15 protein-coding genes are annotated in these 13338 nt (G+C 64.9%); all 15 read left to right on the forward strand.

What is annotated here, in order from left to right; translation table 11 throughout:
* Positions 1–5: 5 nt before the first annotated feature.
* The 15 genes from BN1119_RS14925 to galE all read left to right on the forward strand — a co-directional run bounded on the left by BN1119_RS14925 (position 6) and on the right by galE (position 13309).
* Positions 6–878 (forward strand): MerR family transcriptional regulator, encoded by an 873-nt coding sequence (locus BN1119_RS14925; protein ID WP_041999656.1) that lies wholly within the window; start codon positions 6–8, stop codon positions 876–878.
* The gene (phrB, locus tag BN1119_RS14930; protein ID WP_041999659.1) at positions 875–2308 is read left to right on the forward strand and encodes a deoxyribodipyrimidine photo-lyase; all 1434 of its coding nucleotides are present in this window, start codon (positions 875–877) and stop codon (positions 2306–2308) included. The genes BN1119_RS14925 and phrB overlap by 4 nt, the downstream gene beginning before the upstream one ends.
* Position 2309: 1 nt before the next feature.
* Positions 2310–2738 (forward strand): nuclear transport factor 2 family protein, encoded by a 429-nt coding sequence (locus tag BN1119_RS14935; RefSeq protein ID WP_041999662.1) that lies wholly within the window; start codon positions 2310–2312, stop codon positions 2736–2738.
* Positions 2735–3469 (forward strand): SDR family NAD(P)-dependent oxidoreductase, encoded by a 735-nt coding sequence (locus BN1119_RS14940; RefSeq protein WP_041999665.1) that lies wholly within the window; start codon positions 2735–2737, stop codon positions 3467–3469. Before BN1119_RS14935 ends, BN1119_RS14940 begins: the two co-directional genes overlap by 4 nt.
* The gene (locus BN1119_RS14945; protein ID WP_041999668.1) at positions 3466–4725 is read left to right on the forward strand and encodes an NAD(P)/FAD-dependent oxidoreductase; all 1260 of its coding nucleotides are present in this window, start codon (positions 3466–3468) and stop codon (positions 4723–4725) included. Before BN1119_RS14940 ends, BN1119_RS14945 begins: the two co-directional genes overlap by 4 nt.
* Complete coding sequence (locus BN1119_RS14950; RefSeq protein ID WP_041999671.1) at positions 4722–5468, forward strand: DUF1365 domain-containing protein; 747 nt, start codon at positions 4722–4724, stop codon at positions 5466–5468. The genes BN1119_RS14945 and BN1119_RS14950 overlap by 4 nt, the downstream gene beginning before the upstream one ends.
* Entirely contained in the window at positions 5468–6724 is a 1257-nt protein-coding gene (locus BN1119_RS14955) for an SAM-dependent methyltransferase (RefSeq protein WP_041999674.1), read from the forward strand. The genes BN1119_RS14950 and BN1119_RS14955 overlap by 1 nt, the downstream gene beginning before the upstream one ends.
* Before the next feature lie 2 nt (positions 6725–6726).
* Positions 6727–7206, forward strand: coding sequence for a DUF2878 domain-containing protein (locus tag BN1119_RS14960; RefSeq protein WP_041999677.1), 480 nt, complete (start codon positions 6727–6729; stop codon positions 7204–7206).
* A complete protein-coding gene (locus BN1119_RS14965) occupies positions 7203–7421 on the forward strand; it encodes a TIGR02450 family Trp-rich protein (protein ID WP_041999680.1) in 219 nt (72 codons plus the stop codon). Before BN1119_RS14960 ends, BN1119_RS14965 begins: the two co-directional genes overlap by 4 nt.
* Positions 7378–7896 (forward strand): chalcone isomerase family protein, encoded by a 519-nt coding sequence (locus BN1119_RS14970; RefSeq protein WP_041999683.1) that lies wholly within the window; start codon positions 7378–7380, stop codon positions 7894–7896. Before BN1119_RS14965 ends, BN1119_RS14970 begins: the two co-directional genes overlap by 44 nt.
* A gap of 109 nt (positions 7897–8005) precedes the next feature.
* Complete coding sequence (locus BN1119_RS14975; RefSeq protein WP_041999686.1) at positions 8006–8578, forward strand: DUF3833 domain-containing protein; 573 nt, start codon at positions 8006–8008, stop codon at positions 8576–8578.
* Positions 8579–8675: 97 nt separating this feature from the next.
* A complete protein-coding gene (locus BN1119_RS14980; RefSeq protein ID WP_041999689.1) occupies positions 8676–9143 on the forward strand; it encodes a Dps family protein in 468 nt (155 codons plus the stop codon).
* A 201-nt stretch (positions 9144–9344) separates the two neighbouring features.
* The gene (hcp, locus tag BN1119_RS14985) at positions 9345–10994 is read left to right on the forward strand and encodes a hydroxylamine reductase (RefSeq protein ID WP_042000093.1); all 1650 of its coding nucleotides are present in this window, start codon (positions 9345–9347) and stop codon (positions 10992–10994) included.
* 197 nt (positions 10995–11191) lie between these two features.
* Positions 11192–12199: an FAD-binding oxidoreductase gene (locus tag BN1119_RS14990; RefSeq protein WP_041999692.1), complete on the forward strand. Its 1008-nt coding sequence runs from the start codon at positions 11192–11194 to the stop codon at positions 12197–12199.
* Between the two features lie 96 nt (positions 12200–12295).
* Positions 12296–13309 carry a UDP-glucose 4-epimerase GalE gene (gene galE / locus BN1119_RS14995; protein WP_041999695.1) on the forward strand — a complete coding sequence of 338 codons (1014 nt, stop codon included), beginning with the start codon at positions 12296–12298 and terminating at the stop codon, positions 13307–13309.
* Positions 13310–13338: the final 29 nt, after the last annotated feature.

Below are 13338 nucleotides of genomic sequence, written 5' to 3' on the forward strand. Positions count from 1 at the left end.
CTCTCATGTCTGATGAACCACAAGCAGCCGCGCCTCTCCCCGACGAGGGCGTCTACCCCATCCGCGAGGTCTCCCGCCTCACCGGGGTCAATGCCGTCACCCTGCGCGCCTGGCAGCGCCGCTACGGCCTGGTGCAACCCGCCCGCACCGAGAAGGGGCACCGCCTCTACAGCGAGCAGGATATCCGCCAGATAGGCGAGATCCTGAGCTGGCTGGAGCGGGGGGTGAGCATAGGCCAGGTGAAGGGGCTCTTGAGCGAGCCCCAGTCCGCGCCGGTGAGCGATCACTGGCAGCAGACCCTGGAGCAGTTTGGCCAGGCGCTGCTCGCCTTCAACCAGCGCAAGGCGGAAGCCGAGCTTAACGACCTGCTTGCGAGCTATCCGTTCGAGCTGGTGCGCAGCCGGGTGTTGCAGCCCCTGGTGGAGCAGCTGCTGGGGCTGTGGCGCGAGCGCCCCGATGGCGAGCTGCTGCAACAGGTGTGGCTGGGCTGGCTCCATACCCGCTTCGCCCGTCACCTCATCGAGCAGGAGAAGGGGGTGCCGGTCACCCTGGCAAGCTGGGGCCAGGTGGGGCCGCTCGATCTGGTCTGGGCCGCCTACGAGCTCATCGGTCAGGGCTATGAGGTGCAACTGCTGGGGGCGGTGGAGCCCCGTCATGCCACCCTGCTGGAGGGGCGCGCCATTCCCCCCTGGCTGGTGCTGCTGGGGGCCGGGCTCGGCAAGCAGGATCTGGCCACCCCCTGGCCCGCCGGTACCCGCTTCTTTGGCGAGCTGGGGCGCCTCTACGATGCCGACTGGCTGAACCAGCTGGGCTGGCGGGCGAGTCTGGCCGAGCGGATGGCGCAGCAGAGCGCCGGGCGCGGGAGGAAAACACCATGAGGCTGATCTGGTTTCGAAACGATCTGCGCCTGGCGGACAACCCGGCCCTGCGCTCGTGCTGCGGGAATGCCAGCGCCGCTGACGAGCCGGTGGCGGCTCTCTTTGTTATCTCCCCGGCCCAGTGGCGGGCGCACAAGATGGCCCCCGTCCGCCAGCGCTTCATCCTGGCCCAGGTGGATGTGCTGGGGCACGAGCTGGCGGCGCTCGGCATCCCGCTGCATCTGCTGCGGGTCGAGACCTTTGCCGAGGTGCCGGCGGCGCTGGCGGATCTGACGCGCCAGCTTGGGGTCACCCAGCTCTACGCCAATCAGGCCATCGAAATCGACGAGCAGCGCCGCGATGGCGCCGTCACCCGCGCGCTGGCACCGCTGGGGGTGAGTTGCCACTGGTTCAACGGCTGCTGCGTGCTGCCGCCCGGGCGGGTGCTGACCGGCTCGGGGGAGATGTTCAAGGTGTTCACCCCCTTTGGCCGCGCCTGGCTCAAGGCTCTCGACGAAGAGGGCTTCGTCATTCATCGCGCTCCTGCGCCGCGCGCCGCGCCGCTTGCCTGGCAGCCGCTCGCCGAGAGGGCCTTTGCCGATGAGACCCTGGGTGAACTGACCCCGGATCCCCGCTGGCCCGTGGGGGAGGCCGAGGCCCAGCGGCGGCTGCACGCCTTTCTGGATCAGGGGGTGCTGGACTATGGCGAGACCCGGGACTTCCCGGCGCTGGCGGGCACTTCCGTGCTCTCCCCCTACCTGGCGGCCGGGATCCTCAGTCCCCGCCAGTGCGTGGCGGCGCTGCAGCAGCGCCTCGGCGGCCGGCCCCAGTCCAAGGCGCAGCCCGGTTTCGTCTGGCTCAACGAGCTCATCTGGCGCGAGTTCTATCGCCACCTGCTGGTGCGGGTGCCAAGTCTCTCCATGAACCGCCCCTTCAAGCCCGAGACCGCGGCCCTGCCGTGGAGCTGGGACCCGGATGCCTTCGCCGCCTGGTGCGAAGGGCGTACCGGCTACCCCGTGGTCGACGCCGCCATGCGCAGCCTCAACGCCACCGGCTGGATGCACAACCGGCTGCGGATGATAGTGGCGAGCTTTCTCACCAAGGATCTCCACATCCACTGGCGGCTGGGGGAGGATTACTTCATGAGCAAGCTGATAGACGGGGATCTGGCGGCCAACAATGGTGGCTGGCAGTGGGCGGCGGGTACTGGCGCCGATGCGGCCCCCTATTTTCGGGTGTTCAACCCGACAACTCAGGGGCAACGATTTGATCCACAAGGAGACTTTATCCGTACTTGGGTGAAAGAACTGGCCGATGTCCCCCCTGCCTATATACATCAACCCCATGACTGGTTGAGACTCAAAGGGGGAGGTGATTACCCGGCTCCCATGGTGGATCACGCCCTCGCACGGGTGAAGGCCATCGAGATGTTTCGAAACCTGGAGAAATAGGATGAAGGACCCGCTGGCCCGCTTTATCGCCCTCTATCAGCAACTGGACAGGCAGCAACTGCACCGCCTGCCCGATGTCTATGCGCAGCGGGTGGTCTTCATCGATCCGGCCCATCGCATCGAAGGACTGGTGGCACTCACCGACTATTTTGCCGCCCTCTATCAGCGCCTGGCCTATTGCCGCTTCGAGGTAACGGACCAGCAGCTGCAGGGGCAGGGGGCCTGGCTCGGCTGGACCATGACCTTCTCCCACCCCAGGCTGCGGGGCGGCGAGCCGATCCGGCTGGAAGGGGCCACCCGCCTCGAGTTCGACCAAGAGGGCAAGGTGTGCCTGCACCGGGACTACTTCGATCTGGGGGCCATGCTCTACGAGCAGTTGCCGCTGCTGGGCCCCCTGGTGCACGCCATCAAGGGGAGGCTGGGATCATGAGCGGACGGGTACTGATCACCGGAGCCAGCTCCGGCATCGGCCGCCAGCTGGCGCTGGATTACAGGTGCGCCGGCTGGCAGGTGTGGGGCTGCGGTCGCGATGAGGGGCGCTTGCAGGCGCTGGCCGATGCAGGGATCACCCCCCTGCAGTTCGATGCAAGGGACAGCGCCGCCATGGCCCGGGTTGCCGCCGGGCTGCCCGTCCTGGATCTGGTGATCCTCAATGCCGGCAACTGCGAATACATGGATGTAGCCGAGGGGTTCGACGGCGCCCTGTTTGCCCGGGTGATCGAGACCAACCTCATCGCCACCGGCCATGCCCTGGCGGCCTTCCTGCCGCGACTGGCGCCCGGGTCTCGGCTCGCCATCGTCAGCTCGTCGGTGAGCTGGCTGCCCCTGCCACGGGCCGAGGCCTATGGCGCCTCCAAGGCGGGCCTCGACTATCTGGCCGACACCCTGCGTCTGGATCTAGCGACCCGGGGCATAGGGGTGAGCCTTATCCGCCCGGGCTTTGTCAGCACGCCGCTCACCGCGAAGAACGATTTTCCCATGCCCTGTCTGGTGACGGTGGAGGAGGCTTCCCGCGCCATCATGAGCGGGCTTGCCGCCGGCCGTCACCAGATCCACTTCCCCCGTCGCTTCATCTGGTTGCTGCGCCTGTTTGGTGCCCTGCCGACCGGGCTCTGGCTGCGCCTCGGTCGCACCCTCACCTCGAAAGGATCCCCTTCATGAAGAAAAAGATTGCCATCATAGGTTCCGGGATCTCGGGGCTTGGCGCCGGTTTTCTGCTCCACAAGCTGCACGACGTCACCCTGTTCGAAGCGGCCCCCATCCTGGGGGGCCATACCGCCACCGTCGATGTGACTCAGGCCGGTTGCAGCTATGCCATCGACACAGGTTTCATTGTCTTCAACGATCGCACCTACCCCAATTTCCTCACGTTGCTCGAACGCATCGGGGTGGCGCGCCAGCCCACCGAGATGAGCTTCTCGGTCAAGAGCCCGGCGGGGCTGGAGTACAACGGCCACAACCTGGACACCCTGTTTGCCCAGCGCAGCAACCTGCTGAGCCCGCGCTTCTACCGCTTCGTCGCCGAAATACTGCGCTTCAACCGGGAGGCCCGCGCCTGGCTGGCGGACAAGACCCGCCCGGAAAACGGCAGCGAACCGACCCTGGGAGACTTTCTGCAACGGGGACGGTTCAGCGACTACTTCGCCCGCCACTATATCCTGCCCATGGGGGCGGCCATCTGGTCCTCCACCCTGGCGGACATGCGTGCCTTTCCCCTGGGCTTCTTCCTGCGATTCTTTGCCAACCACGGCCTGCTCGAGGTGGCCAATCGTCCCCAGTGGTACGTGATCCCGGGGGGCTCGCGGGAATACATAGGCCCGCTCACTGCAGGCTGGCAGGCGCGGATCCGGCTGGCCAGCCCGGTACAGGGGGTTAGGCGCACGGCCGAAGGGGTGATGGTCCGAAGCCGCCACGGGGAGGAGCCCTTTGACGAGGTGATCTTCGCCTGCCACAGCGACCAGGCCCTCGCCCTGCTGGTGGATGCAAGCGAAGGGGAGCAGGCCATTCTCGGCGCCATGGCCTATCAGGCCAACGACGTCTGGCTGCACACCGACGCGAGCTGCCTGCCCGCTCGCCGCAAGGCGTGGGCCAGCTGGAACTATCAGCTGGGGGACGACGACGGGGCGCGTCCCCTGGTGAGCTACAACATGAACATCTTGCAGGGGATAAGCTCGCCAGAGCCTTTCTGCGTCAGCCTCAATCCCCAGGGGCGGGTGGACGAGAGCAAGGTGCTGCGCCGCTTCGTCTATCACCATCCCGTCTTCAATCAGGCTTCCATTGCCGCCCAGCAGCGCCGGGCCGAGATCTGCGGCCAGCAGCACACCCACTTTTGCGGTGCCTACTGGTACAACGGCTTTCACGAGGACGGGGTGCGCAGCGCCCTGGACGTGGCCAAGCGCTTCGGAGCCAGCCTGTGAAGGCCGCCGGCGACACCATCAGCGCCATCTGGCAGGGCTCGGTGCGCCACCGCCGCTTCGCCCCCAGGCCCCACGCTTTTTCATACAGCCTCTTCATGCTGGGGCTGGATCTGGACGAGCTGCCGGGGCTCAGCCAGGGGCGCTGGTTCGCCCTGGAGCGAGCGGGGCTGCTCTCGTTTCGCCGCGACGACTATCTGGGCGGTGGCGAGGGCAGCCTCAAGCAGGCGGCGTGGGACAAGGTGAGCGAACTGGGTGGCGATGCCGAGCCCGAGGGGCGGGTGCTGCTGCTCGGCAATGTGCGCTGCCTGGGATTCTACTTCAGCCCGGTCAACTTCTACTTCTGCTACCGGGCGGGAGAGGCGCGCTATCTGCTGGCGGAGGTGTCGAACACCCCCTGGAACGAGCGTCACTACTACCTGCTGGATCTGGCGGCCCTGGCGCCCCATGACAAGGACTTTCACGTCTCTCCCTTCATGGGGCTGGCCATGCGCTACCACTGGCGCATCCGGGCGCCGGCCCAGGAGACGCTGATCCATATCGAGAGTCATCCCACATCCGGCGAGGCCAAGCTGTTCGATGCCACCCTGGCGCTGCGCCGGGCGCCGCTGTCGCGCCGGGGGCTGGTGGCCCTGCTCGTCCGCTGGCCCTGGATGACCCTCAAGGTGCTGCTCGGTATCTACTGGCAGGCCCTGCGTCTTTTTATCAAACGAACCCCGATCTTTACCTATCCGGAGAGCCGCTAATGGAACTTGCTCAATCAACCCTCTCTGCCTCTTTCATCGACAAGGGGGCCAGACAACTGCTGCTCACTCTGCTGGGACGTCTCGAACACGGCCAGCTGCTGCTGCACGACGGCAGCGAGCGTCACCGCTTCGGGGTGGCGGGCACGGATCTCCACGCCGAGGTGATGGTGCAGGATCCGGCGTTTTATCGCCGCCTGCTGCTGGGGGGCAGCATAGCCGCCGGTGAAACCTGGGTGGAGGGGCTCTGGACCAGCCCGGATCCGGTGGCCCTGGTGCGGCTGCTGGCCCGCAACCTGCCGCTGCTCGACTCATTGGAGCGGCGCCTGGGCTGGCTCAGCTTCCCCTTCAACAAGGTGCGCCATTGGCGCAGCCGCAATACTCTGACCGGGTCGAGATCCAACATCGCCGCCCACTATGATCTCGGCAACGCCCTCTATCAGGGCTTCCTCGACAGCCACATGCAGTATTCGAGCGCCCTCTACCCGAGCGCCGAGGCCAGCCTGGAGCAGGGGCAGCAGGCCAAGCTGCGCACCATCTGCGAGCGGCTCGAGCTTGGGCCGGACGACCACCTGCTGGAGATTGGCACCGGCTGGGGCGGCCTCGCCGTCTATGCCGCCCGCCATTACGGCTGCCGGGTCACCACCACCACCATCTCCCAGGCCCAGCACGACTACGCCAAGGAGTGGATTGCCCGGGAGGGGCTGGGGGATCGCATCACATTGCTGCTGGAGGATTACCGCAAGCTGGAGGGACGCTTCGACAAGCTGGTCTCCATCGAGATGATAGAGGCGGTGGGGCACGCCTTCTTGCCGGACTACTTCCGCCAGCTGTCGCGCCTGCTAAGGCCCGGCGGTCGCCTGCTGATCCAGGCCATCACCATAGCCGATCAGCGCCACGCCCAGTATCTGCGAGGGGTGGACTTCATCCAGCGCTACATCTTCCCCGGCGGCTGTTTGCCGAGCGTCTCCCAGATGGCGGGGCTGCTCGCCCGGGAGACCGACATGCAGCTGGTGCGGCTGCACGATCACGGCCACCACTATGCCCGCACCCTGGCCCACTGGTGCGAGCGCTTCCTGGCGCTGGCCCCCGAGCTGCCGAGGCTCGGCTACAGCCAGGACTTCATCCGGCTCTGGCACTTCTATTTTGCCTATTGCGAGGGGGGCTTCTGGGAGCGGGCCATCAGCCTGGTGCAGCTGGAGGCGGCCAAGCCGGGCCCCCTCGGCTGGAGCGGTGACCTGCCAGTGAGCGGTCACTGACCATGTGGCAGTGGGCCCACCTGCTGGGGTTCAACCTCTACTGGTTGCTGGCGGTGAAATGGCAGCAACCTGGCCCCCTGCTCGGGATGCTGCTGCTGCATTTCCTCTTCTCGCCGAGCCGCCTGGGCGACTGGCGGCTCATTCCCGTCGCCCTGGCAGGCTGTCTGCTCGACATCCTGCTCTGGCGGATCGGCCTGTTCCAGTTTCCGGCCGGCTTCCCCCTCTGGCTGTTGCTGCTCTGGTGCGGTTTTGCCCTGACCCTCTCCCACGGTCTGCGCTGGCTTCGGCCCTTGCCACGCTGGCAGCAGGCGCTGTTTGGCATGGTGGGGGGCGCCAGCTCCTATGTGGCGGGGGCGGCCATGGGGGCCGTACACTTACCCTGGGGCATCGGGATCAGCGCGGCGCTGCTGGCGGTGATCTGGATGGGATGGTTGCCCGTACTGGTATGGGCAACGGTGAAGCTGGAGGGTGAGCCGAGATGAACACCTTTTCGACCGATACGCTGCTTTTTTCCAAATGGACCAGGGAGACCCTGTTCGAGCAGGCCGATCGCCATTTTCTGGTGATCTCCTGCCATAAAGACGAGCGGGGAGAGCTCGACAGGGTCACGGTGCAGGACATCAATACCCTGCAAGAACAGGAGCTGGATTGGCATGAACTGGAAGATCCCACTCGTTGGCACATGGGTTGGCATTAGCCTGCTCTGCTGGAGCGCCTTGAGCTGGGCTGCCCCCTGGCAGCAGCTGCGCCCCGTCGGACAGGGGGAGATGCACTGGCTCTGGTTCAAGCTCTATGACGCCACCCTCTACAGCCAGGATGGCCGCTATGCACCGCGCCGTTATCCCCAGGCCCTCTCCCTCACCTATGCCAGGGACATAGACAGACAGGATATCCTGGAGGCCACCGCCCAGGAGTGGCAGCGGCTGACGCCAGGAGACAGCCAGGCTCAGGCCCGCTGGCTGGCGGCGCTGTCCGGGGTACTGCCCGACGTGAAGGCGGGGGACAGGCTCACTTTCTACGTGGATGAGCAGGGTCAGGGAGAGCTCTGGCTGCGAGAACGCCCCCTTGGCCGGATCGCGGAACCCGGTTTTTCCGCCGCCTTTCTCGCCATCTGGCTGGCCGACAACAGCCGGGATCCCGCGCTGACCCGCCGTCTGCGTGGCCAGCCTTGAGCCATGGGGGAATTCCCTCGTATCGACCGGGTGATGACGACCATGGCCAGCCGCCCGGGCTGACGCTCAGCCAGGGCGACGTACCCCCTATTGCAATCAGGAGTCTGATATGACCTTGTCTGGTGGCCACTGGCGTGGCTTGATGCTTTCCCTGATGCTGCTGCTCGGTGGCTGCGGCACCAGCCTGGATGCCTATCGTGATCAGGGGCCGACCTGGGATCTCGCCCGCTTCTTCGACGGCAAGCTGGTGGCCCATGGCCTGGTGACAGACCGTAGCGGCGAAGTGACCAGTCGCTTTCGGGTCGAGATGCAGGGGCGCTGGCGCGCGGGCAAGGGGGAGTTGTTCGAGCAGTTCTATTTCGACGACGGTCGCCAGCAGACCCGCACCTGGTATCTGCGCAAGGGGGAGGACGGGCACTGGCGCGGCACTGCCTCGGACGTGGTGGGGGAGGCGGTGGGCAAGACGGCGGGCTTTGCCCTCAACTGGCGCTATCAACTCGATCTGGCCCTGCCGGATGAGAGCGTGGTGCGGGTCAGCTTCGATGACTGGATGTACCTGCTGGATCAAGATCGCCTCATCAACCGGGCCGAGATCAGCAAGTTCGGCATCTACCTGGGGGAGGTGATCCTCTATATCGAACGCACCGGCCCCCTTGTCACCCCTGAGGCCGTCACCCCTTGATTGATAGCCCATCGCTATCAATGACTCAGCCAGCAACTATTACCTTTTGAGTCTCTTACGCGCTAAGCTGACCCTGTTTTCAATCTGGAGGTGCATGATGAAGAACCCGATCGGCCTAGACGCCGCCCAATCTCAAGCCCTGGCAACCGAGCTGAATCAACTGTTGGCCAGCTACCAGATCCTCTACATGAATGTCCGCGGTTTCCACTGGAACATCCGCGGCAGCCACTTCTTCGAGCTGCATCTGAAGTTCGAGGAGATCTACAACGACCTGCTGCTGAAAGTCGATGCCCTGGCCGAGCGCATCCTGACCCTGGATAGCGTGCCCCTGCACAGCTTCAGCGACTACCTCAAAGTCTCCACCATCGCGGAGAGCAAGGGCCTGCACGACGGTCCCGGCTGCATCGGCTCCCTGCTGGAGGGATTCCGTGAGCTGCTCGGCGCCCAGCGCCGCATCCTGAAACTGGCCAGCGAGGCGGGGGACGAAGGTACGGCCTCCCAGCTCTCGGACTACATACAGCAGCAGGAGAAACTGGTCTGGATGCTGCGGGCCTATCTGGATTGAGTGTTTAGTTGCCAATACCCTGAATAGCTTCCTGTTCCTGTCTGATTATCCACCCATTTGCCGCCCCTTCGGGCGGCTTTTTTCTTTTGATCTGCATCAATGAAGCATTAATTGGCAAATTGAATGCCTATTAAGTTTTGGGCTGGAGGAATAGAATCGCCACAAAACAGACAACTGAAATGTCCAATTAGGAGAGACATGATGTTTTGTGTGCAATGTGAACAGACAATTCGTACCCCCGCAGGCAATGGCTGCGCCTATGCACAAGGCATGTGTGGCAAGACGGCCGAAACCTCGGATCTGCAGGATGTGCTGATCTATACCCTGCAAGGCCTCAGTGCCTGGGCCCTGGCGGCCCGCGAACACGGCATGGTCGATGACGAGATAGATGCCTTCGTGCCCAAGGCCTTCTTCGCCACCCTCACCAACGTCAACTTCGACTCCGATCGCATCGTCGGCTATGTCAACCAGGCGCTGGCCCATCGCCAGCAGCTGGCCGACCGTCTGACCGCGCTGGCGGTGCAGGTCGGCGAGCTGCCCGCCGCCGCCCGCTTCGAGCCGGGTCGCGATCTGCTGGCCCAACTGGCCCAGGCGCCCCAGACCGCGGTCAACCGGGGCAAGAACGAAGTCAACGAAGACATCATGGGGCTGCGCCTGCTCTGCCTCTACGGCCTCAAGGGCGCCGCCGCCTACATGGAGCACGCCCGGGTACTGGACCAACAAGACAGCGCCGTGGCGGCCGAATTCCACCGCATCATGAGCTGGCTCGGCACGGATCCCTGCGATCTGGATCCCCTGTTCAAGTGCGCCATGGAGATTGGTCTGCTCAACTTCCGCATCATGGAGATGCTGGATCGCGGTGAAACCACGGCCTTCGGCCACCCGGAGCCGACCCAGGTGCGCGTCACCCCGGTGCCGGGCAAGTGCATCCTGGTTTCCGGCCACGACATGGTGGATCTCAAGCTGATTTTGGAGCAGACCGCAGGCACCGGCATCAAGGTCTACACCCACGGCGAGATGCTGCCGGCCCTGGCCTACCCCTTCTTCAAGCAGTACCCGCACCTGGTGGGCAACTACGGCTCCGCCTGGCAGAACCAGCAGAAGGAGTTTGCCAACTTCCCGGGCGCGGTGGTGATGACCTCCAACTGCATCATCGACCCGAACGTGGGCGACTACAGCGATCGCATCTTCACCCGCTCCATCGTCGGCTGGCCCGGAGTCACCCATCTGGAAGGGGAAGATTTCTCCGTGGTCATCGAGAAGGCCCAGGCGCTGGAAGGCTTCAAGCACGTTGAACTCGAGCACTTCATCACCATCGGCTTTGCCCGCAACGCCCTGATGCAGGCCGCTCCCGCGGTGATCGACAAGGTGAAGGCTGGCGAAATCAGCCACTTCTTCCTGGTGGGGGGCTGTGACGGCGACCGCGCCGAGCGCGCCTATTACACCGAGTTTGCCAAGGCGATCCCGCAAGACAGCCTGCTGCTCACCCTGGGCTGCGGCAAGTACAAGTTCAACAAGCTCGACTTCGGCGACATTGGCGGCATCCCGCGCCTGCTGGACGTGGGTCAGTGCAACGACGCCTACTCCGCCATCCAGTTGGCATTGGCGCTTTCCGAGGCGTTCGAGTGCGGCGTCAACGATCTGCCGCTGACCCTGGTGCTCTCCTGGTTCGAGCAAAAGGCCATCGTCATCCTGCTCACCCTGCTGGCGCTCGGGGTCAAAGACATCCGCACCGGCCCGACCGCCCCGGCCTTCCTCACCCCGGCCCTGCTCAAGGTGCTGGAAGAGCAGTTCGGTCTCAAGGGAACCACCACGGCAGACGCGGATCTCGCCGAGATCCTGGCGGCCTGATCAGGGTGCTGGAGACATAGTCCGGCCTGAAAGGAACCACCACGGCAGATGCGGATCTGGCCGAAATCCTGGCGGCCTGAGCGGCGCCATATCAGCCTTACACGCTCAGCAAGTTGTAAGCGTTTGGCGAGCCCGATGGCTCGCCTTTTTTCCATGACACAGTTCAACGATCCCTTTTCAAGAAGAGGAGCCTTGCGATGACCTCCACCTCTTTTACCCTGCGCTGCATCGGCCGCCTGGCACAGACCCACGACGTGACCAGCTGGCAGTTTGCCGCCGCAAAGGGCAGCCTGCCCCCCGTGCTGGCCGGCCAGTGCGTCACCCTGCATACCGACATTGACGGCGAACCCTTATGCCGCGCCTACACCTTATCCTCCAGCCCGCAGGATCCTGGCTGGCAGGTGACCATCAAGGATGTGGGGCGGGTCTCCCACCATCTGCATCAGAGCTTGCAGGTGGGGGACGAGATCCGGGCCGATGGCCCGTTCGGCGACTTCACCCTGACGGCGCTCCCCTGCGAGCGGCCGCTGCTGCTGAGCGCCGGCTCCGGTATCACCCCCATGTGGGCCATGCTGCGCGACGAATTGGCCAGACGGCCCGATGCCGATATCCGCTTCATTCACAGTGCCCGCTCGCCAGCGGATGTGATCTTCGCAGATGAGCTGGCCGCCCTGGCCGAGGCGCATCCGGGAGTGCGCCATGCGCTGGTATTGGAGCAAGCCCCCGAGACTCACCCCTGGGTCGGTCGGCTCAGTCCCGCCATGCTTCAGGAGTTGGCGCCGGATCTCTTGAGCCGCCACGTCTATCTGTGCGGGCCCGCCCCCTACATGGCGGCGGTGAGCGCCATGCTGGTCGAGCTGGGCCTGCCGGCGGCGCAGCTGCATCAGGAGTCGTTCGGCCTGCCTGGGGCGGCATCGAGCGCGGCGCCCGCCCCAGCAAGTGGGGATCACTTCTGGCTGACCCTGACAAAAAGCGGCAAGAAGGTGAAGATATTGCCGGGCCAGACCCTGCTGGCGGCGCTCGAGGAGGCGGGAGAGAGCATGATGGCTGCCTGCCGCGCCGGGGTATGTGGCAGCTGCCGCTGCACGACACAAGGGGATATCGAGCGCCAGAGCGTGATGACTCTCAGCCCCCAGGATCTCGAGCGCGGGGTGGCGCTGGCCTGCTCCTGCACCGTCAGGGGGGATGTGAGCCTGGATTGCTGATGGGTGGAGGCGCTCACATGACTGAGATATCAGCCTTTTCCCGGGCGGGCCGGGCGAGTACACTTTGCCCAGTTTCACCAGAACACGGGAAAAAAAATGACAATACTGGTCACGGGCGGCGCCGGTTACATCGGCTCTCACACCCTGGTTGAGCTGTTAAACGAAGGGGAGCAGGTGGTGGTGCTGGACAACCTCTCCAACGCCTCCCCCGAGTCCCTCAAGCGGGTCGAGCGGATCACCGGCAAGGCGGTCACCTTCGTGGAAGGGGACATCCTGGACAGGGCTTGCCTGCAACGGCTGTTCGCCGCCCACAAGATCGAGTCGGTGATCCACTTCGCCGGCCTCAAGGCGGTGGGTGAGTCCGGCCAGATCCCGCTCACCTACTATCAGAACAACGTGACTGGCACCCTGGTGCTGTGCGAGGAGATGGCCAGGGCCGGGGTGTTCCGCCTGGTGTTCAGCTCCTCGGCCACCGTCTATGGGGATCCCGCCTCCGTGCCCCTGCGGGAAGATTTTCCCACCGGTGCCACCAATCCTTACGGCCGCTCCAAGCTGATGGTCGAAGAGATCTTGCGGGATCTGGCCAAGTCAGACCCCCGCTGGGCCATCGTGCTGCTGCGCTACTTCAATCCGGTCGGTGCCCACGAGAGCGGCCTCATCGGCGAAGATCCCAACGGCATTCCCAACAACCTGCTGCCCTACATCAGCCAGGTCGGCGTCGGCAAGCTCAAGGAGCTGGGGGTGTTTGGCAACGATTACCCGACCCCGGACGGCACCGGGGTGCGCGATTACATCCATGTGGTGGATCTCGCCATCGGCCACCTCAAGGCGCTGGCCCGCATCGAGGGCGACACTGGCGTCTTCACCTACAACCTGGGCACAGGCCAGGGGTATTCCGTGCTGGAGATGATCAAGGCGTTCGAGGCGGCCAGCGGTCGCCCCATACCCTATCAGATCAAGCCTCGTCGCCCCGGCGACATCGCCGAGTGCTGGGCCGAGCCCACCCTGGCCCGGGAGGAGCTGGGCTGGCAGGCCGAACGCGGCCTGGAGCAGATGATGGTCGACACCTGGCGCTGGCAGAGGGAAAACCCGAACGGCTACCCGGCCTGATCCTGAACCCGCCCCTGAAAAAAAGCCCC

Origin of the sequence: Aeromonas bivalvium (assembly GCF_000819765.1) — a bacterium.
In the GTDB taxonomy this organism is placed as follows: domain Bacteria; phylum Pseudomonadota; class Gammaproteobacteria; order Enterobacterales; family Aeromonadaceae; genus Aeromonas; species Aeromonas bivalvium.